The organism is Panacagrimonas perspica, assembly GCF_004364935.1.
Classification (GTDB): Bacteria; Pseudomonadota; Gammaproteobacteria; order Nevskiales; family Nevskiaceae; genus Panacagrimonas; species Panacagrimonas perspica.
Genome location: NZ_SOBT01000009.1, coordinates 943,919 through 961,922, shown reverse-complemented (window position 1 = coordinate 961,922; position 18,004 = coordinate 943,919). Strand labels below are relative to the sequence as shown.

The window sequence follows — 18,004 nt, the reverse complement described above, 5'->3', positions numbered from 1 at the left end:
CCTCAGAAGCTGACTGCGGCGGAGGCGAAGAAGCGGAAATCGTCGTCTCCGTCTGAAACCGGTCGATCGTCGAGCGGTGCTGACCCTTCGAATTTCGCGGAAATCATGCGGTAGCGGAAATCCAGGCCGGCGCCGACGCTGCTGAGCGCATCGTTGTCGTCGAAGCCGGCAGGCAGGTCGTAGCGCTCCACGCGACCGGCGTCTCCGAAGATCGACGCCATGGCCAGCACAGGCCCGATCTGGAACGGGCGGCGCAGCGTAATGGAGCCGAAGATGCCGGCGTCGCCGCGCACTTCGGACGACGGATAACCGCGCACGCTGGACGGGCCGCCCAGCGAATACTGCTGGGTGTCGGGTAGGGCTTCCGGCGAATAGGTTCCGGCCCCGCGCAGTAGAAGCTGCAGCTTTGCCGGCAGCGGCTGGAGATGAAGAATTTCAGCTTCGCCGCGGAAGAGCTGGCGGTCTTTGCCCTTGGGCTTCGCGAGCTGGTTGGGGTTGCTATCGGCGAAGTTACTCGAGGCCCCGAGCGTGATCAGCGTCGCAGCACTATTGTTCCAGATGTGCAGCAGGTTGCCGCCGAGCTCGAACAGTGTCAGGTCGGTATCACCCGGCAGACGCAGTCCGAAGAGGTCGGCGTTGGCGCGCGTGTTGCTGCCTCCCACCGTCATCTGGAGGCGATCACTCTGCGTCCTGATGAAGCTGTGGGACAACTCGATGCGTGCGGTCTTGTTCTCGCCTTTGACGCCGTCGACGATCTTGTCGTCGAGCTCGAAATCAGCGTGCCCGTAAGAAGCCGACAGTCGTGTACCCAGGTGATTGATGGGAACGCTGTAGGAGATGAAGCCGTACTTGAGCAGCGCGTCCTCCGACACCAGGCCCATCAGCTGCAGCTGATCGCCTATGCGAAGCGGATTGTTCAGCGCACCACCCGCACTGAAGCGAATCTCGCCGATGCTCTCGCGACCGTGATTGTCCACGCCGAAGAAGAGGTCGTACGGATCTTCGGTTGCGATCACCGAAACATCGTTGACGCCGGGGGCACCGCTCGGTCGCAGTACGGCACGAGTCCTCAAGCCGGGGAGTTCGTTGAGGACGTTCAGACCTTCGGTCAGCGTCGCACCGCGATAGACGTTGCCTGGCTTGACCCCGTCCAGGTAGCTCGCGATCGATTCGCTCTTGTATCGCTTGGCGCCTTCAACCGTAACTCTTCCGACCGTTCCTTCCGAAACTTCCATCCTGACGATGCCCGACTCGATCTTCTGAGGCGGGACATTGACCGTCGCCAACGTGTAGCCCTGCGAGATGTAGAAGTCCGCAACCTTGTCGGCCGCGTCAAAGATGTCGAACAGCGTGAGATCCTGTCCTTCGTACTCGAGCGTGATCGCTCGAAGCTGATCGTTGGCGAATAGCGTGTTGCCAGTGAATTCGAACCGCTGAATGTTGACCAGCTTTGCCGAGACCGACATCTGCTTCTGAGGCCTGCGCGCGGGCTGCTGGATCAGAGGGGCCGATGCCTCCGGCACCTGTGGCGACGGCTTGACCGAATCCCCTACGGCGCCTGGTGTCGTCTGGGCGAGCGCGACGCTCCCATAAATCGCCAGCACCAGACCAGTGCTCGCGGCGGCTCGATATTTCTTTGACATCTTTTCCCCGAAAGAAACGAACTGTTTCCTGGACCGCCCTATTTCCGAGTCTATCGGAGAAAACTAGGGGAGCCAATGAATGTTATGCGGCGTCCGTGACGGTGCGCACAGCGCCTCGGACCATCACGTCGCCCGCTTAAAGATCCCCACAGCAACCTGACGCAAGCTTCGCCTTTCGGAGTAGGCCGCGGCGTCTCGCGATCCAAAAAAAACGCCCGGGCTTTAGGGCCCGGGCGCTGATTCAGCAGTCGCCTCCGACCTCCCTGAACGCCGTTGAATGGCGCCCAAGGGATCCGGTTTCTATTACTGCGGCCGATCCTGGATACGGAGTTCGACGCGGCGGTTCTGCGCGCGGCCTTCGTCCGTCTCGTTGGTGGCAACCGGCTGCTTTTCGCCATAACCGCGCGAATCGAGCTGGCCAGCAGGAACACCCTTGGAGATCAGGTAGGCCTTGACCGAGGCGGCGCGGCGCTTCGACAGGGCGAGGTTGTAGGCATCCGAGCCCTTCGAGTCGGTGTGTCCGGCAACTTCGATCTGCAGACCCTTCTGATCCTTAATGCCGCCCACCACGTTGTCCAGGATACCGGTCGAGTTGGCGGTCAGCTTGTCGGAATCGAATTCGAAGTTGACGTCGCGCAGCAGGAACGTCTGGGCGCCGCCCACGCAACCCTTCGCATCCACCTTCATGCCGCGCGGGGTGTTGGGGCACTTGTCGAGGTAATCGGCGACGCCGTCGCCATCCGTGTCGAGCGGGCAACCAAACTCGTTCACCTGCACGCCCTTGGGCGTATTGGGGCACTTGTCGGCGCTGTCCGGGACGTTGTCGCCGTCGGTATCCACGATCGGGGCAGCGGCGATGGCCGCAGGCGCCGCAACGTAAACAATCGTGTCGGGCTTGGGCGGCTGGAACGTGTACTGGAGACCCAGACCGAGCTGACCGTCGTCATAACGCGATTCATCGGCAGAGCCGGAACCCGTGAACACCGGCACATAACGGGCTTCGGCACGAAGATCGAAGCCGCGGCCGAGGGCGAACAGGGCGCCCAGACCGAGGTTGACGTAACCGTTGTCTTCCTTGTCGAAACCGGCCTCGTCGCGCTGATAGCCGGCCCCGATCAAGCCGAACGGTCGCAGACGTCCCTGCGTGAACGGAATCATCGCGTCGACGCCGACACCCCAACCATCGAGGTCATCGCGCGGCCCGCCGTCGGACTCGGCATTCTGGCCATAGCCCGAGATTTCAACGTTGAACGACTTGCTGATCGGGTATCCGAAGAGGGCGCGAGCACCGCCGCCGCTGTCGTAATCCCTGGACGAGTCGGTCAGGTAAACGAATCCGAGTCCGCCGATGTAGGCACCTTCAAGCGCCGAGCTTTTGGCCGGGGCCGGGGGCGGTGCTTCGGTCGTTGCAGCGTCCTGAGCGAACGCTAGTGTCGTGGCCGAGGTGACCATTGCTACCGCGGCCCAAAGTGCGGCCTTGCGCATTCCCACGATTGTCTCTCCTGATGTTTGCTGTTCTGCCGATGCCTGACTGTCTCAGGTGATCAGCCCCCGGGGTGCGGGCACTAATAAACCGCCACCCCAAATTACGCAGCGACTATGCACGGGTTGATCACGAGCAACAAGTGCCTGGCTGTGAAAATGGACTCCGATCCAAAATGGAGCTCTGCTGCATTGCCATGTCCGCTGATTTCGGCGCCCGTTAGGACCCGGTTCAAGGACACCGCGAAGATGATTAACGACCGCTGACTGCGACAGTTACTCGCTCGCGGATCGCGAAGCGTCAAAGGTGTGGTGTGAACTTCTCAGCGACAAACGACACCACTTTTGCCCGACTCCGAGCTCCTGACGGCCGCATGGCTACGAGTTGCGACCGGAGCCCTCCATCACGACGAACAAAAAAAGAGAGGGGGGCTTCCGCCCCCCTCTCTAGGTCCTACTGTTTACATCTGATCTAACTAGCGATTAGCACTCGCCCGTCGTACCCACAACACCCACCTGCGGGCAGGTGTAGACCTGCGGGAGCGGCGGGATCGGAGCCAGCTCGTTCCGATCGTTGGTACCGTTGGCAGGCGTCGGCTGACCTTCATCGAACGGACGGATCACGATATTCGTGTTCGTCGGATCGAATTGGCTACCGAGGCCCTGACCAGCGATGAGACGCACCGAGTCGCCTGCTTCAACGTCCTGACCCAGCACAAACGTCAGGATGATCGTCTGAGCCTGCTGGTTGTTACCCGAGGTCGTCGTCACGTCCTGACCAGCCGAGTCCAGAATCTGGACCGAAGTCGGGGGGACGCTCAGTGCCGGATTCACCTGAGCCAACTCGAACTTCGCCGCGGCCCAAGCATTCAGCTCGGCCTGGGTCAGCACGTTGTTGTTGTCAGTGTCCGCATCGGGCCCAACTCCAGCAGCAACCACAGCCGGTCCAGCAGCAGCAACACCGTCGGTGAGGTAGAACGGGGTCGACGTCGTCACGGTGACGTTGATGTTCTGAGTGGCCAGACCGTTACCACCGCCCGCGCTGGTGAAGTTGTTGCCACGAGCGATCGCCTGCGGCACGAACGGCGGCAGGATGTTCGCGATGGCGAACAGCGGCGTGGTCTCGTCACCGTCGATGACGCCGACAGCCGGTTCTTCACCCGAACGACCCATACCGAGGCCCTGCGCCGCCCAGAACGCCCAGCTGTTGCCCTGCGCGACACCGAGATCGGTGTTGTTCGCGAGATCGCGAACGCCAGGGTAGGTGACCGCGCCATGCGACGGAGCGACAGCGACCGTCGGCAGCGTGGTATCCCCAGCAGCGCTCAGAGTTGCGAACGTGTACTGGTCGCCTTCCGCGTAGTTCAGCGACGCAGGGCCACCGAAGCATGCATTGACGATTCCGGCAGCCGGCAGCGACTGGATGGCACCAGTGTTCGGCGCTCCGTTGATCGCGAGCGGAACGATCACGCGGCGGTTACCGTCGCCGAACGAGACCGCGCCGGTCGGCGTGGCGTCGATGTCGATGACGATATCCGTACCACCGCAGTCGATCACGATGTCCTGAGTCGGGCCACCAAATCCGACGACGCCATTGCCACGCACCGCTTCGTGGAAGCGGAACACGAACTGGCGGCCGTCGAAGAGCGCCTTCGTCATGATCGGCGGCAGGAAATCACGCACGTTTACGATTGCACGGCTGGCCTGATTCGGCGCAGCAGCGGTATCGGTAAAGGTCGGCGAGAAGTCGATCGTGCGGTTGTTCGCACGGCCATCCGTTTCAAGCGTCAGCACATTGGACAGGAAGCCCAGCAGGTTGACGGGCTGGTTCAGCTCGTCGACGCCACCGTTGATGGAGCTGATACCCGTGATCGCCGAAGTCGTACCAGCGCTCAACACCGGGACAGCGCCGCTGACGACAGCAGACGGCTCCGTAACAACCAGGCCCAGACCACGGTTCGCGGCGGCGAGGAATGCCGTCGTACCCGCGGCGTCAGCGATGAAGTTGCCGCTGGCAGCACCCGGATCGATCGCGCTGCCCGTCAGGACAGCAGCCGAGGCGGCCTGGATCTCGCGCAGCGTATCGCCGGACAGACCGGTAGCGCCAGGACCCGCGTCCTCGACCAATTCGAGCGCCTGCGGGGTGATGGGATAGACGACCTGACCAGTGGACGTGGTCAGATTGATGGTCGTACCGCCCGAGCCACTGTTCTGCGCGTTGGCCGAGCTCAGGGCTCCTGCCGTACCGGCGAAGAACTGCGCGCCGGCCGTGGGGGCCACTGCATCGACGAGCGGGACAGAGATCTCGCTTCCCGTGAACCCCGACGCCGTACGGGCGATGACCTTCAGCACCGCGCCAGGCCGCAGAGGCTTGAACGGGGTGGTGGCCGTCGACGACGAGTCGGTGATGTAGATCTTGGCACCCGTCGCATTGCCCTTGGTGATGACGAAGATCGGGCAGGCATCGTTACCGAACCCTGCGGTCGGATTGTTGCAGCCCGGGAACTGCGTAACCGCCGACGAGAAGCTCTTCGGCACGACAGTACCCGGCTGGAAGCCTTCGAGCGTACCGACGATGCGCGGGTTGCCAGCAGCATCGGGGCTGACCGGCTGGACGGACATCTGGATCGTGTCAAGCGTGGTGCCGTTGCGATCTTCGACCCAAGCCAGATAGTGATCAGCAGTGCCGAACGTGATGTCGGCCGCTGCGGCGGCGACGTCGATCGCAGGGCCCGTGCTGCCACCCAGCACGCGGTCGTCGAGGATGTCGGCGAGCGCCTTCAGCGGGTGCGCCTGCGAGGGATTGAGCGGGAAGACGGCGTTCAGCTGCTGCATACCGTCAACGGAAACCGGGACGTTCTGCGTCGTGTTGCCGCTGCTCTTGTTGGCGAAGTTAAGCGTGCCGGAGCCGGGGATGAAGTCGGCAAGGGCCTGCGTCGCCGCGAAGAACGAATCGGTCGACGGATTCTCGGCCGTGAGGTCCTGCGACACGGTGGCTGCGCCGGTGTCGATGTCGAGCGGGTTAAAGGTACGGAGCAGCAGGCGCACGTAACCATTGGGCGCGTTCAAGTCGTACGCAACCGGGGGCTGCGTAGCGGCGGGACCGCCACCGGGGCCGCCGGAGCCAGGATTATTGCTGCCGGTATTGCCACCCGTGGTGGGCGCGCTGTTCTGGTCGTTCAGACCGAGCGAGTTACCGTTCGTGTCGCGGAACGTGTCGCGCAGCAGGTCGATGTTGAAGACGGTGCCGTCAGGGATCGGCGTCGCGAGCGTCACCGTGATCGTGTTGGCGTCGACAATCGTGACCGTGGACGGACGGAACTCGGTGTTGACACCCGTGCCCACCGTGACCACAACGTCATTCTGACCGGCGGCCAAGCCAGCGACCAGCGCTTCGCTGAAGTCGATCGTGAACACGCTGTTGACACCAGCCTGCAGCTGGCCAGCGCCCGAAACCAGGGCGGGGGTGCTGCCATCTACCACGCCGGCAACGCGCGTGACGAAGGGCTTCGTCAGGTCTTCAGTCGAAATCGCGGAGGCCTGGACCAACAGTGCCGTGTTGGCACCTTCGTTGATCGAGAAGCGAATTTCATTTGCGTCAACAGACGGCTGGATGGTGGTGCATCCAGCGCCTGCCGAGGAACCATCCGGATCGTTGTTGGCGAAGTTCAGATCCAGGTTGGCCGCACGCAGGTCATAGCAGGAATCGACCGCAACGTTGGCGAACGTGAAGGTGCCGTCAGCGGCCGTGGTGGTCGTCAGGATGGTGCCGGAAGCCTGGAAGCCCTCGGCGCCGGCGTTGTTCTGATCCAACTTCAGGCCAGCGAAATCGAGCGTCAGGACCTGATTGCCAATGACCTGGCCATTGATCTGGTCGCGCAGAACGCCGGTCAGCGTGCCGGTGGTTGCCGGAAGAATGATTGAGCCAGCGCCGACGTTGAAGCCGTCGATCAGGACGCACTGCGGGTTCGTCTGTCCGCCGCCATCCGTAACTTCGCTGCAGCTGTACTGCGAATTGAGCTTGACCTTCGTGTTGCCGCCGAGGAATCCGGGGGGCGCCTGGACAGTGATCGGCAGGGCGGGGTTGTTGGCGCTGCCTGAACCCGAAGACCCGCCAGAGCCGGTCTGCAGAACCGCATCGGTGACGGCGAGGTTATCGAACTGATACGCGCCTGCGGCGTTGGTCGTCTGAGACCGGGTGCCGATGGTTACCGTCGCGTTGGCAATGGGATTGCCGTTGGTGTCGAGCACCGTACCAATCACGGTGCCCTTGGGCGAATTCTGGCCGCCGAGGCCAGGGCCATTATTGCTGGAGTTGTTGTCGTCGTTGCAACCGGACAGGCCCATGCCAAAGGTCGCTGCCATGGCAGCGATCAGAAGCTTGCGGCCAGGTCTTTGAACCTTAGCGTTACCAAACGGCATTTGAAGTCTCCCTAGAAGAAGAAGGAACACGAAGAAGTTGAACAGAAGCTGCAGCTCTCAGGAGGACCCATGTTCATTTCATCGAACCCCCTCCCTAGCGGCCGGAGGCTAGCACACGCAATTCCGGCGGCACAAGCAATTGTCTCCATAATTTTAAGAACGGACTGCGACGCAATGCTCAGAGGTTTGTTGAGGACTGGCGCGGGTTTGCGGAGCGCCTGTTTCGGCCTGAATAAAGCATCGGAACGAGTCTCGGGAAGACCGAGGAGAAGCTTCCGACAGACGTTGAAGTTTGCCCGCTGTTTGGTTGAAGGACCGCCGCCGTTCCAATAATGGGGCCTCTCTTCGAGGTCATTTGGAGGGGGCCGCGCCCAGGCGGGAAGGCACCGTGATCGGGTTAGGCCCTGCCCGCTTCCCCGGAAGGGGCTGAAACCGGTTTCCCGGTCTCGCTACCTGCCGAGGGGGGCGAGCTGGATGATTTCGATGAAAGGCTGCGGGTATAGGCCAAGCACGAAGCTCGCCAACGTGACCGCAAGGACCATCGCGCCGCCCGTCTGCAGACCCCAGTCCAGCGGGGCGTCGAAGCGCTGCTGCCGGTCGCGGTCCATGAACATGATGATCATCAGGCGCAGGTAGTAGAACAGGCCGATGGCGCTGCCCAGGACCACGGCACCCAGCAGCCACCATTCGCGCGAATCGACACCGGCCGCAATGACATAGAACTTGCCGACGAAACCGGCCGTCGCCGGGATGCCGGCGAGCGAGAGCAGCATCGCCGTCAGAATCGACGAAATGTAGGGTCGGCGCCAGAACAGGCCCCGGTAATCCTCGAGTTCGTCGGCGTCACCGTCGTTGTTGAAGGGGCTCGACAGCAGGGTGATGACCCCGAGCACGCCCAGCGTCGTGACCACGTAGGTGATCAGGTACGCTCCGACCGCCTCGACCGCCAGCGGCCCGGAGGCGATCAACGCCACAAGGCAGTACCCGAAGTGGGCGATCGACGAGTAGGCGAGCATGCGCTTGACGTTGTTCTGGAGCAGCGCCAGCACGTTGCCGATCAGCATCGACAGGATGGCGAGCACCGTCAGGACGTTGATCAGCGAGATGTTCTGATGGCCGCCGGCTTCCACGTAGTAGCGCAACAGCACCGCGAACACCGCGGTCTTGCTGGCGGTGGCCAGGAAACTGGTCACCGGCGCGGGAGCGCCTTCGTACACGTCCGGCGTCCAGAGATGGAACGGCACCAGCGACAGCTTGAAACCGATGCCGACCAGGATCATCGCGCCGCCCAGACTCACGACGCCGGTGATGTGCCGGGGTTCGGTCATGTAGGCCCCGATCTCCGCGAACCCGAGATGCCCGACCTGGCTATAGATGAGCGCCATGCCGAACAACAGGAAGGACGAGGCCGCTGCCGACAGCACCAGGTACTTCAGTCCGCCTTCGAGCGAGCGCTTGGAGCGCTGCGGGTAGGCGACCATCGCGTACAGCGGAATGGAGAGCAGTTCCAGGCCGATGAAGAACGACACGAAGTGGCGGCTGGCCACCAGCACCATTCCTCCGAGCGCGGCCAGGGTCAGCAACAGGTACATCTCTTCCTTGTTGCCGGAATAGCCTTCGAGATAGGCCTGCGAGAGCGTCGCGCAAGCAAGCGTGCAGACGATGATGATGCCGAAGTAGAACAGCGCGTAGTTGTCGATCACCAGCAGCGGCGTGACCTGCTGGGGCAGCATCGCCGGGATCTGCTCGGGCAACAGGATCGGCCCGAAGAAGAGCACGGCCACGGAGATCCACGCGAGGTTCAGACCCAGCACGCCGACCGTGGCGTTCCAGAAATGATGCCGCTTGATCGCGATGGCCAGCATCACGGCCACGATCGCGCCGCTGGTGAAGAGGATGGGCGCGAGCGCCATCCACTGTTGTGCGGTGAACATCATGGCGCCACTCCCGCCGCCGCTTCCGGCTGCGCTGCGGCGTAGATGGCCGCCACGTGCTGCATGGCCGAGGCCGAAGTGTTGAGGAAGGGCTGCGGATACAGGCCCAACCACAGCATCAGGATCATCAGCGAACCCAGCATGCCGAGTTCGCGCGCGTTGAGATCCTGCAGCTTCTCGCCGTGGTGGTCTTCCTGCGTAGGACCATGGAATGCGCGCTGGATCATCATCAGGGAGTACACGGCGGCCAGGATCAGACCGGTCGACGCGAAGATCGTCACGACCGGATCAGCCGGCCAGCTTCCGATCAGCACCAGGAATTCGCCGATGAAATTGCCAAGTCCCGGCAGACCCAGCGATGCGGCCACGAAAAACAAAGTGATGGGCGGCAGATAGGGGAACCGCGACCACAGCCCGCCCATCTTGCGCAGGTCGCGCGTGTGCAGACGCTCGTAGATTTCACCGCAGAGGATGAACAGTGCACCGGCCGAGATGCCATGCGCGAGCATCTGGATGACGACGCCCTGCAACGCGATCTCGGTACCCGCGTACACGCCCACGAGAATGAAGCCCATGTGCGACACGGAGGAGTACGCGACCAGCCGTTTCACGTCGGTCTGCGCGAAGACCATGACACCGCCGTAAACGATGCCGGCCACACCCAGCCACATCGCAATTGGCGCGAAGTCCGCAGAGGCGTTGGGGAACAGCGGGATGCCGAAACGCAGCATGCCGTAGGCCGCGGTCTTGAGAAGGATGCCGGCAAGATCGACCGAGCCGGCGGTCGGCGCCTGCGAGTGCGCGTCCGGAAGCCACGTATGGAACGGCACCGCAGGTGTCTTGACCGCGAACGCGATGAAGAAGCCGAGCATGAGGACGTACTCGACGTTCGCGCTCATCTGCGTCTTCAGCAGATCCTCGTAGTTGAACGTGATGACGTTGGTGGCCTGGTAGTTCACGAACACCAGGCCCAGGATCGCCAGCAGCATGATCAGACCGGACGCCTGCGTGAACAGGAAGAACTTGGTCGCCGCGTAGACCTTGCCCTTGCCGCCCGGGGAGTCATGCCCCCACAGCGCGATCAGGAAGTACATCGGCACCAGCATCATTTCCCACAGGAAGAAGAACAGGAACAGGTCGAGCGTGAGAAACACGCCGACCACACCGCCCAGGTTCCACAGCAGGTTCAGATGGAAGAACCCGACGTTGCGGTCGATTTCCTTCCACGAGCAGATGATCGCCATCACGCCCAGCAGGTTGGTCAGCAGCACCAACAGGATGGAGAGGCCATCGAGTGCGAAATGGAACGAGATGCCGAAGCGCGGAATCCACGGCGCCTTGTACTCGATCACCCATTGGGTAGCACCGTCGACGGCCGGAAGGCTGTAGTCGTACGCCATCCACAGCCAGACCGAAATGCCCAGCGCCAGCAGCATGCCGGTGAGGGCGATCCAGCGCGGATACTTGGGTCCGAAGCGCAGTTCCGCCTGCCAGCTCAACAGGCCGGCGATGAACGGGATGAGGATGAGCCAGACGAGGATCATGTTTTAGGCGTCTTCAGAGGATGACCACAGCGCCCACGATCACGACCGCGCCAGCGCCGATCGCCGCCGCATACCAGCGCAGCATGCCGTTCTGCGTCTGGGCGGCCCAGCCGTTGAGGATCTTGAAGGCTTCGGGAATCAGCGTGATGCCCTGATCGACCACGTCCTTGGCATTCACGCGGATGAACCAGAGATAAGGCTTCACGAAGATCAGATCGTAGAGCCAGTCGAATCCGAAGGCCGCACCCCACCAGCGCAGGATCGGATTGCGCGAGTCGCGCAATGCTTCCGCACGCTTGCGCGAGCGCCCGAAGATCAGCCAGGCCAGCCCCACGCCGGAAAGCGAGACCGCCACCGAGATCGCCTCCAACATGTGCTTCTTGTGTTCCATCTCTTCGGAGAACTCGTGCCGGGGCAGCACGCTGTCCAGCGGCAGATGGATGAACCCACCCAGCAGCGCAGCCACCGCGAGGATCGCCAGCGGTAGGTCGTGCGCGAACTTCGAGTGCGGCTTGTGCACGCCGTGGTGGTGCGCTTCGCCGAAGAATGCGATGAAGATCATGCGGAACGTGTACAGGCCTGTCATGAAGGCACCGAACAGACCCATGTAGTACAGGTGCATGTTCCCGCCGGCGAAGGCCTCGAACAGGATCTCGTCCTTCGAGAAGAAGCCGGATGTTCCGGGGAATGCGATCAGGCCGAGCGAGCCGATCAGGAACACCCAGAACGTGAACGGCAGATCGCGCCTGAGATTTCCCATCTTGAAGATGTCCTGCTCGTGATGCAGCGCCAGGATCACCGAGCCGGCCGACAGGAACAGCAGCGCCTTGAAGAAGGCGTGCGTCATCAGATGGAAGATCGCCGGCTGATAGGCCCCGGCACCGAGCGCCAGGAACATGTAGCCGATCTGGCTCATCGTCGAGTACGCCAGCACGCGCTTGATGTCGGTCTGCTGCAGGGCGATGAAGCCCGCCATCAGCGCGGTGACGCCACCGACCCAGCCGACGGCCTCGAGCCCGATCGGCGAGACCTCGAACAGCACGTGCGTACGCGCGATCAGATACACGCCTGCCGTGACCATCGTCGCCGCGTGGATCAGTGCGGACACCGGTGTCGGGCCTGCCATCGCGTCCGGCAGCCAGGTCTGCAACGGCAGCTGCGCCGACTTGCCGCAGGCGCCGCCGAGCATCAGCAAGGCCGCGATCGTGGCGATCATCGGTCCGTCCTTCCACTCGACGGCCACCTTCGACATCAACTCCTGGATATCGAGCGTGCCGAAGTGGGTGAACAGGATGAACAGACCGATCGCCATGAACGTGTCGCCCACGCGCGTGATGACGAAGGCCTTGCGTGCCGCGTAGCCGTTGGCCGCGTCTTTGTACCAGAAGCCGATCAGCAGGTAGGACGCCAAACCGACGCCTTCCCATCCGAAGTACAGGAAGACCAGATTGTCGCCGAGCACCAGGAACAGCATCGAGGCGACGAACAGGTTCATGTACGACAGGAAGCGGTCGTAGGCCTCGTCACCGCGCATGTACCACGACGCGAACAGGTGGATGAAGAAACCCACGCCCGTGATGACGCCGGTCATTGCCAGCGACAGTCCGTCGAAGCGCAGCGCCAGTCGGATGTCGAGGTTGCCGACCTGCATCCACTGCCAGAGCACCTGTGTGTACGCACCGCCTTCCGGCGGATTCGTCAGGAACTGGTAGGCGCACAACAGATAGACGAGGAACGCACCGCCGATCGAACCCACACCGACGAAGGCGGCCGGAATTTCCGGCAGCCGGCCGCGGGCAAACGCCAGCGTGACGAAACCCGCGAGGGGAAGTGCGAAGACGAGGAAAAGGTAGTCGAGCATGGTCGCCTTATCCCTTCATCTCGGAGGCGGCATCGACGTCGAGCGAGCCGAAGCGGCGGTACAGCTGCAACAGCAGCGCCAGTCCCACGCAGGCTTCGCAGGCCGCGAGTGTGATGATCATCATGAACATGATCTGGCCGTCGGGCTGCTGCCAGCGGCTGCCGGCCACGACGAAGGCCAGTGCCGCCGAGTTCATCATGATCTCGAGCGACATCAGCATGAAGAGGATGTTGCGGCGCACGAGCAGGCCCATCAGGCCGAGCGTGAACAACACGCCCGCCAGCGCGAGGCCATGCTCCATCGGTATGCCGGCGGCTTCGGTCATTCCCTTCGTTCTTCTTCTGGTGAGCTAGTCGTGCTTGCCGAGGTGATACGCCGCGACGAGTCCCGCGGTGAGCATCATCGACGCCAGTTCCACGGCGAGCAGGTACGGTCCAAACAGCGCGATGCCCACTTCCTTGGGTCCGATCTCGCGCAGCCCGGCCGGCGTGTGATGCCCGTCGAGCATCAAGCGCAGGATCGGGAACAGCAGCGCCGCGCACAGGATGCCCGGGCCGATCCAGGTGCTGGGTCGAAGCCAGGCCTGTTCCTGCCGGATCACGGACTCGCCGAGGTTGAGCATCATCACGACGAACACGAACAGCACCATGATGGCGCCGGCGTAGACGATCACTTCGAGCATCGCCGCGAACGGCGCACCCAGCGAGAAGAACACGCTGGCCACGGCCAGCAGCGACACGACCAGATACATCAGGCCGTGCACGGGGTTGGGATTGACGATCACCAGGATCGTCGACAGCACGGCGATGAAGCCGAAAAAGTAGAACGCGATGTCCTGGAGGCTCACGGCAAGAGGCTCTTGACGTTGATCGGCTTGGCTTCGTTCAGCGCCGCGCCCTTGGGCTTGTCCTTCACCGCCATGCCCGCCACGCGGTAGAAGTTGTAGTCCGGATACTTGCCGGGGCCGCTGATCGTCAGGTGTTCCTTCTCGTAGACGAGATTCTGGCGGTCGTACTCGCACATCTCGTAGTCCGGCGTGAGCTGGATCGCCGTCGTCGGGCAGGCCTCTTCGCAGAGACCGCAGAAGATGCAGCGCGAGAAGTTGATGCGGAAGAATTCGGGATACCAGCGCCCGTCTTCCTTCTCCGCCTTCTGCAGGCTGATGCAGCCGACCGGGCAGGCCACCGCACACAGGTTGCACGCAACGCAGCGCTCTTCGCCGTCCGGATCCCGCGTCAGCACGATGCGGCCGCGATAACGCGGCGGAATGTAAGGCTTCTCTTCCGGGTACTGGATGGTGTCGCGCTTGCGGAAGCTGTGCATGAAGATCATGCCGATGCTTCGCAGCTGCGTGTAGATGCCGTGAAGGACTTTGCCGATCATGAGCTTGCTCCGGGCGTCTGCCACAGGATCACGGCGGCGGTGCCCAGCATGTTGATCAGGGAGATCGGCAGGCACACCTTCCAGCCGGCCGCCATGATCTGGTCGTAGCGCGGTCGCGGCAGCGCCGCGCGCACCAGGATGTAGGAACACATGAAGATGAAGGTCTTGGCCGAGAACGACAGGAATGACAGGAACCAGCCCTCGTTGTCCACGAACGGCACGTCCCAGCCGCCGAAGAACAAGGTCGTGGTCAACGCTGACACCATGACGATGCCCACGTATTCGCTGACCATGAACATGCCGAACTTCATGCTCGAATATTCGGTGTGGTAGCCCTGCACGAGCTCCTGTTCGGCTTCCGGCAGATCGAACGGCGTGCGGTGCGTCACCGCCAGCGCCGCCGGCACCCAGACGATGAAGCCCAGGAGCTGCGTGACGACGAACCAGACCTGCTCCTGCTGCGCGTGCACGATCTCGCGCAGGTTGAACGAGCCGGCCTGCATCACCACCCCCATCAGCGAGATGCCCATGAAGACTTCGTAGCTGATGGTCTGCGCCGTGGAGCGCACGCCGCCGAGCAGCGAGTACTTCGAGTTGCTGGCCCAACCGCCCAGGATCACCGCGTAGACCGCGAGGCCCGCGATGGCCAGGAAGAACAGCAGTCCGATGTTGAGATCGGCGATCCACAAGGTGTCGCCGAGCGGAATGATCATGAAGCCGAGGATCATCATCGCCATCGCGATGGCCGGCGCGATCCAGAACATCGCCTTGTCCGCGAACGGCGGCGTCCAGTCTTCCTTGAAGAAGATCTTGAGCATGTCCGCGATGACCTGCCCGAGCCCGAACGGACCGACGCGGTTCGGACCGTAGCGGTCCTGCCACAGCGCCAGCAGGCGACGCTCGAGCCAGATCATCCAGGCCGAGACCACCACCATGCCGACGAGGATCACGACCGCCTGCACCGACTTGATGGCGGTGTCGATCGTCTCCTGCGTGATCCAGGACGGCAGCGTCATCCGGCGGCTCCCACGCTGATCACGCTACCGGGCGCCGCGAACGGGACGCCGGGCAATCCCACCGGCAGGCCGACCGAGCCTGCCGCGAGCACGTCGCTGATGCGAACCGGCAACGTCGCGCTGGCTCCGTCCACGCTGACCTTCGCGCTGGTGCTCACGCCCAGACGCTCGGCGTCCGCACGGCTCAGCGCCACGTAGGCGGCGGGCGAACGTCCGCGAATCACTTCGGAACGTGCGCTCTGTTCTTCCGAACCGAAGATGTGATGCAGCGGCACCACGCGCAGGTCCTTCGAAGAACCGGAAACCGCGGGCGCGAAATAGGTCGGGACGATGGAGGCGTCGGTGACCAGCACTGGCTCGCCGGAGTCGCCACCCTTCATCTCGCCGCCGACTTCAGCCTGGAACTTGTTCCATGCCTGCGGCGAATTCCAGCCCGGCGCCCAGGCAAACGGCAGCAGTTCGGACGGACGTTCCATCGACATCGAACCGTTGGCGCCTTCCATCGAGAAGGCCAGCGCCGAGTCGGCGTCCTGCGTGGCGCGCGGCTCGTGCACCGACAGGTTGGCGCGCATCGCAGTGCGGCCGGACTGCCGATGCGACGCACGCGCCAGCTTCATGCCCTTCAGGCGGAACTTGGCGTTGGGTGCGGTCTCGGTGATCACGGCGAACTGCGGCAGCGATTGCGCGCAGGCGGCGGTCACGTCGTCGAGAACGTTCCAGCCGAGCGACTCGTTCATGTCCGCGGCCCAGCGCCAGGAATCCTTCAGCGCCACGGTGCGGTCGTAGTAAGCCGGATCGAAGACCTGGAAATAGCGCTGTGCGCGGCCTTCGAAATTCACGAACGTGCCGTCGGTCTCGTAGACCGTTCCGGCCGGCAGCAGCAGATCGGCGCGCTGCGCCGTATCGGTCTGCTGGTGATCGACGACGATCAGGCGGGTCTTGGCGAGCGCGGCATCGACGACGGCTTTCGGCGCGTGGCGATAGAGATCGTTCTCGACCACCACCAGCACATCGACCTCGCCATTGGTGCAGGCTTCGAGTGCGGCTTCCAGCGCCGGCGCGTCGAACAGCGACAGGCCCATGCTGTTGGCTTCCGGCAGCGGCAAGGACAGTCCGACCGTCTTGTCCGCCTTCTTGAGCGCCCACGCGATATTGGCCGCGGCCTGGATCACGGCGGTGGATCCCGCGCCGCAGCCCGACACGATCAGCGGCTTGGTGGCCGCGCCCAGTGCAGCGGCGACCTGATCCGCGAGCTTGGCGGTGGCCTCGTCGAGACCCGCTGCCACTGGCGCGCCGGCGTCGAGTCGATGCGCAATCGCAAAGCCGAGTTTCGCGATCGCATCCGGCGACGCGCGATACGTGGCAGTAGCCACGTCGTCGAGCCGCGAAACTTCCGGGGTCGCGACGAACACCGGGTTCCTGGCCTGCTGCACGAGGTCCGCGAGCGCGATGACCTGCCACTCCGGAATGTTCTTCTTCGCGCCCTCGGTGATCATCTTGCCGCGCGCGGCCTGACGAATGCCCAGTGCGACACGCGGTGCGGTCTGCGTCAGATCCTCGCCCAACACCAGCACGCAATCGGCGTCTTCCATGCCGCGGATCGTCGAAGCGCCGAGCGGCCCTCGCAGGATGCTGCTCGCGAGCTTGACCAGTTCGTGCTCGTGCGAGGCGACACCGCTGTTGAAGCGATCCGCCCCGACGACGCTGCGCAGCGCGAAATTCGCTTCCAGCGAGGCGCGCGGCGAACCGATGCCGAGAATTCTCGATGCGCCTGAAACGATGGCGCGAACCTGTTCCGTGCCGGTTTCGCCCGACACGATCTTGAACTTGCCCTCGACCTTCAGCACCGGGTGCTTCGGACGATCCTTGCGATTGGTATAGCCGTAACCGAAGCGGCCGCGATCGCAGAGGAAGTAGCCGTTGAGCGCGCCGTGGTAGCGGTTCTCGATGCGGCGCACTTCACCGTAGCGTTCGCCCGGCGACACGTTGCAACCCACCGAACAGCCCGAGCAGATGCTGGGCGCGAACTGCATGTCCCACTTGCGCACGTACTTGTCGGAGTGCGTCTTGTCGGTGAAGACACCGGTCGGGCAGACCTCGGTGAGGTTGCCGCTGAATTCGTTCTCCAGCACGCCATCCTCGACGCGGCCGAAGTAAACGTTGGACGCCGCGCCGTACACGCCCAGGTCCGTGCCACCGGCGTAATCGCGGTAGTAGCGAACACAGCGATAGCAGGAGATGCAGCGGTTCATCTCGTGGCCGATGAAGGGCCCGAGGTCCTGGTTGAGATGGGTGCGCTTGTCGAAACGGTACGAACGCGAGTGATGCCGCGTCATCACCGTCATGTCCTGCAGATGACAGTGACCGCCCTCTTCGCAGACCGGGCAGTCGTGCGGGTGGTTGGTCATCAGGAACTCGATGATCGCCTCGCGGAACTCGGCGGCTTCGCCGTCCGCGATGGAGATGTACATGTTGTCCTGCGCCTGCGTCATGCACGACATCACGATGCGGCCGTTCTTGTCGTTCTCGTCACGGTACTGCTTGACCGCGCACTGACGGCAGGCGCCGACGCTGCCCAGCGCCGGGTGCCAGCAGAAATACGGAATATCGAGTCCGAGCGACAGGCAGGCCTGCAGCAGGTTGTCGCTGCCGCTGACCTCGTAGTCCTTGCCGTCGACGTGAATCTTGGCCATCTAGTCTTGCTCCGCCGGAACGGCAA

11 protein-coding genes are annotated in these 18,004 nt (G+C 63.2%); all 11 read right to left on the bottom strand.

The features are described 5' to 3' along the window. Positions 1–2: 2 nt before the first annotated feature. On the bottom strand, positions 3–1,643 hold the full coding sequence (locus DFR24_RS15825) for a ShlB/FhaC/HecB family hemolysin secretion/activation protein (protein WP_133882348.1): 1,641 nt from the start codon (positions 1,641–1,643) through the stop codon (positions 3–5). A 303-nt stretch (positions 1,644–1,946) separates the two neighbouring features. After that, a complete protein-coding gene (locus DFR24_RS15820; protein ID WP_246051686.1) occupies positions 1,947–3,128 on the bottom strand; it encodes an OmpA family protein in 1,182 nt (393 codons plus the stop codon). Positions 3,129–3,608: 480 nt separating this feature from the next. Continuing rightward, positions 3,609–7,490 carry a beta strand repeat-containing protein gene (locus DFR24_RS15815; RefSeq protein ID WP_162851246.1) on the bottom strand — a complete coding sequence of 1,294 codons (3,882 nt, stop codon included), beginning with the start codon at positions 7,488–7,490 and terminating at the stop codon, positions 3,609–3,611. Positions 7,491–7,996: 506 nt separating this feature from the next. Continuing rightward, positions 7,997–9,484 (bottom strand): NADH-quinone oxidoreductase subunit NuoN, encoded by a 1,488-nt coding sequence (nuoN, locus tag DFR24_RS15810; RefSeq protein ID WP_133882345.1) that lies wholly within the window; start codon positions 9,482–9,484, stop codon positions 7,997–7,999. Then, positions 9,481–11,025 (bottom strand): NADH-quinone oxidoreductase subunit M, encoded by a 1,545-nt coding sequence (gene nuoM, locus DFR24_RS15805; RefSeq protein ID WP_133882344.1) that lies wholly within the window; start codon positions 11,023–11,025, stop codon positions 9,481–9,483. Before nuoM ends, nuoN begins: the two co-directional genes overlap by 4 nt. A gap of 13 nt (positions 11,026–11,038) precedes the next feature. Continuing rightward, positions 11,039–12,886, bottom strand: coding sequence for an NADH-quinone oxidoreductase subunit L (gene nuoL / locus DFR24_RS15800; RefSeq protein WP_133882343.1), 1,848 nt, complete (start codon positions 12,884–12,886; stop codon positions 11,039–11,041). A 7-nt stretch (positions 12,887–12,893) separates the two neighbouring features. Continuing rightward, positions 12,894–13,211: an NADH-quinone oxidoreductase subunit NuoK gene (gene nuoK, locus DFR24_RS15795; protein WP_133882342.1), complete on the bottom strand. Its 318-nt coding sequence runs from the start codon at positions 13,209–13,211 to the stop codon at positions 12,894–12,896. 24 nt (positions 13,212–13,235) lie between these two features. After that, the gene (nuoJ, locus tag DFR24_RS15790; RefSeq protein WP_133882341.1) at positions 13,236–13,733 is read right to left on the bottom strand and encodes an NADH-quinone oxidoreductase subunit J; all 498 of its coding nucleotides are present in this window, start codon (positions 13,731–13,733) and stop codon (positions 13,236–13,238) included. Further along, positions 13,730–14,269 (bottom strand): NADH-quinone oxidoreductase subunit NuoI, encoded by a 540-nt coding sequence (gene nuoI, locus DFR24_RS15785; protein ID WP_133882340.1) that lies wholly within the window; start codon positions 14,267–14,269, stop codon positions 13,730–13,732. The genes nuoJ and nuoI overlap by 4 nt, the downstream gene beginning before the upstream one ends. After that, positions 14,266–15,285: an NADH-quinone oxidoreductase subunit NuoH gene (nuoH, locus tag DFR24_RS15780; protein ID WP_133882339.1), complete on the bottom strand. Its 1,020-nt coding sequence runs from the start codon at positions 15,283–15,285 to the stop codon at positions 14,266–14,268. The genes nuoI and nuoH overlap by 4 nt, the downstream gene beginning before the upstream one ends. Beyond that, positions 15,282–17,978: an NADH-quinone oxidoreductase subunit NuoG gene (nuoG, locus tag DFR24_RS15775; protein WP_133882338.1), complete on the bottom strand. Its 2,697-nt coding sequence runs from the start codon at positions 17,976–17,978 to the stop codon at positions 15,282–15,284. The genes nuoH and nuoG overlap by 4 nt, the downstream gene beginning before the upstream one ends. Between the last annotated feature and the right edge of the window lie 26 nt (positions 17,979–18,004).

Excerpts from the sequence above, each read along its gene's own strand:
- DFR24_RS15825 (WP_133882348.1), bottom strand. The coding sequence starts at position 1,643 with ATGTCAAAGAAATATCGAGCCGCCGCGAGCACTGGTCTGGTGCTGGCG.
- DFR24_RS15820 (WP_246051686.1), bottom strand. The coding sequence starts at position 3,128 with ATGCGCAAGGCCGCACTTTGGGCCGCGGTAGCAATGGTCACCTCGGCC.
- DFR24_RS15815 (WP_162851246.1), bottom strand. The coding sequence starts at position 7,490 with ATGGCAGCGACCTTTGGCATGGGCCTGTCCGGTTGCAACGACGACAAC.
- nuoN (WP_133882345.1), bottom strand. The coding sequence starts at position 9,484 with ATGATGTTCACCGCACAACAGTGGATGGCGCTCGCGCCCATCCTCTTC.
- nuoM (WP_133882344.1), bottom strand. The coding sequence starts at position 11,025 with ATGATCCTCGTCTGGCTCATCCTCATCCCGTTCATCGCCGGCCTGTTG.
- nuoL (WP_133882343.1), bottom strand. The coding sequence starts at position 12,886 with ATGCTCGACTACCTTTTCCTCGTCTTCGCACTTCCCCTCGCGGGTTTC.
- nuoK (WP_133882342.1), bottom strand. The coding sequence starts at position 13,211 with ATGACCGAAGCCGCCGGCATACCGATGGAGCATGGCCTCGCGCTGGCG.
- nuoI (WP_133882340.1), bottom strand. The coding sequence starts at position 14,269 with ATGATCGGCAAAGTCCTTCACGGCATCTACACGCAGCTGCGAAGCATC.
- nuoH (WP_133882339.1), bottom strand. The coding sequence starts at position 15,285 with ATGACGCTGCCGTCCTGGATCACGCAGGAGACGATCGACACCGCCATC.
- nuoG (WP_133882338.1), bottom strand. The coding sequence starts at position 17,978 with ATGGCCAAGATTCACGTCGACGGCAAGGACTACGAGGTCAGCGGCAGC.